The organism is Microcoleus sp. T2B6 (assembly GCF_036700475.1).
Taxonomy (GTDB): Bacteria; Cyanobacteriota; Cyanobacteriia; order Cyanobacteriales; family Microcoleaceae; genus Microcoleus.
In genome coordinates this window covers 1-2,237 of the sequence record NZ_JAUBOZ010000231.1, presented here as the reverse complement: position 1 = coordinate 2,237, position 2,237 = coordinate 1, and the positions used below count along the sequence as shown (strand labels likewise).

Sequence of the window (2,237 nt, the reverse complement as noted above, 5' to 3'; positions counted from 1 at the left end):
CAACGCTCATGCACAAAGCGATGACTCCGGGATTAAGCACTGAGTCGAGAAGTGGCGAGTTCTGCATGGCCTAACGCTGGAGCTAAGCGGCAGCATCAATCGCGAAGCGATTGATCTGTCCGCTTGAGCGAGTTGTTAGGTGGGCCAGCCACAAGATCGTTGCGCGAGGGCCAGGCCACCACCGGCTTGAAGTCTACCCGCCAAACGTCGATCTCAAACGGCAACCCATCCTTGTCGAGGTTGAGGACGGCAGAAACCGGAACGCCCTCGTCTGTGAAGAAGTGGCACTGCGCGGGAGAGGAGCCAAGTTGCCGGCCGGTAGCGAAGGGCGCAATGGCCAAGCTGCCCATGCCGCCGTCTGCCATGGGCGCAACGGTGATTGCCGCAGCATCAAATGGGATGGCCGCCAGATCAAACAAGAACTCTACAAGCGGGCACTCGGTCTCGAGAAGCTGTCTCATGGCCCACCTAACGCTGGAGCTAAGCGGCCACATCAATCGTGAAGCGATTGATTGGTCCGCTTGAGCGAACTGTTAGGCACTGATCTATCTCAGTGCCGAGAAGATGAAGCCTAGCGCAGGAAACATGGCAAGGCCCGCACCGATGCCGAGGACGACGGGCGTGAGCCATATGGGGCCCGGAAGGTGGCGTGCTAACCACCCTGGAACCAGCGAGACCAGCATCGCGGCCGCAAGGCCGATCAACCATTCCTTGGCGCCGTCGCCCCTCACTATTTCCATAAGGGCTTGCGACAGAACCGCAAGAGCCGCTACTACGGAGTATCCGTAAGCGACAAAGAAGCGCGTCCGATTCTCGCCGTGACCGATCATGCTGCCTCCGTGCCTAACGTCTGAGTTAAGCGGCAGCTCCAATCGCGAAGCGATTGGACTGTCCGCTTGAACGAATAGTTAGGCGGAATGTGCCGGAGCGAGGAACAGCAGACAAGGCCGGATTGAGTTTTGTTGTGCCCGCGCCTGCCTAAACCTGGCACTGGCTACTCGACGGCCCGTCGGACTTGCGACGCGCGGCTACACAGCGCGGGCGGGCCGGATGTCTCGCGGCCAGTTGTCTCGCACTTGCCGAGACCGAACTCGCCTCAGCCCACCCTAGAACCAACCGCCTAACGCTGGAGCTAAGCGGCCACATCAATCGCGAAGCGATTGATTGGTCCGCTTGAGCGAACTGTTAGGGGCAAGTTTGACATGGAGCCTCTGCCGGTAGTCATGAAGTTACCGCGCGACGGCCTCGGTATCGAGGAACCTCTCCCCGACTCCATCGACCCAGCCACCGGAGATCCTTGCAACGGGCATGTACGGGTGGCAACAAACAACTCCGGCGATGAACTCCACAAACGTGAGCTCAAAACGAACCACATCTCGGCGCCCGTCCACGCACACGATGCGCCATCCGTCGCCAGAGTCAAAGCCGTAGAGAGCTCCGACCTCATCAGTGGCAAATCCAATGACGTCACCCCTAGGCGCTGGAAAGTCCGAGGTGACGTAATAAAGCTCTTCATTGAAGTAGCTGGCTGCCAGGACTGGCTCCTGTCGAATCCATGTGTCGCGATACTCCCCAAGCTTCAATCCGCCGTGTCCGTACAGTTGCAAAAAGTCCAGGTAGTCCTGCGGGATGCCCGGAAACTGAGCTGCAATTCCCGTGGCCTCCTCCGGCGAAAGAGGGGCGAGCTCAGACAGCGCATCTTCAATTCTCTTTTGGAGATGGCTCGTAAATTCCGCGAAAAGTCGCATCCTGCCTGCCCCTAACTGGTGAGCTAAGCGGCAGCATCAATCGCGAAGCGATTGATCTGTCCGCTTGAGCGAAATGTTAGGCGCCAATTTAGCCGAATTGGACCGCCACGAGATCTGCCGGCGTTGGCTGTGCCAGTCGGAGCCCTTCCCGCGCCTCTGAATACTGGTGATGCAGGCCGCTGCTGCAATACCAAATAGAAGAGACGTCGAGGTCATACCCGCCAGGACAGTTGCGCCAGACCTCAAGCCCGTACAGCGGCACTCTATGTGCCTCGAGGAGCGCCATGAACTCAAGCGCTCGGCTCGCCGGCATACCGCGTTCCGCAACGCCTTCCAGCGCCGCATGGCCGTGCTCCTCGACGAACGCGAGGAGCTTGGAGTACAGCTCCGTGTGACTGCGATCTGTCATTGGCGCCTAACGCTGGAGCTAAGCGGCCACATCAATCGCGAAGCGATTGATTGGTCCGCTTGAGCGAAATGTTAGGTGCG

Annotated in this window: 3 protein-coding genes; all 3 read right to left on the bottom strand. The window is 59.1% G+C overall.

Annotation, left to right across the window (positions count from 1 at the left end; all coding sequences use genetic code 11):
- Nucleotides 1-95 precede the first annotated feature (95 nt).
- Nucleotides 96-461, bottom strand: coding sequence for a DUF6984 family protein (locus QUA00_RS36580; RefSeq protein ID WP_332986677.1), 366 nt, complete (start codon nt 459-461; stop codon nt 96-98).
- Nucleotides 462-1,229: 768 nt separating this feature from the next.
- On the bottom strand, nt 1,230-1,748 hold the full coding sequence (locus QUA00_RS36575) for a hypothetical protein (RefSeq protein ID WP_332986676.1): 519 nt from the start codon (nt 1,746-1,748) through the stop codon (nt 1,230-1,232).
- Nucleotides 1,749-1,836: 88 nt separating this feature from the next.
- Complete coding sequence (locus QUA00_RS36570) at nt 1,837-2,157, bottom strand: hypothetical protein (protein WP_332986675.1); 321 nt, start codon at nt 2,155-2,157, stop codon at nt 1,837-1,839.
- Nucleotides 2,158-2,237: the final 80 nt, after the last annotated feature.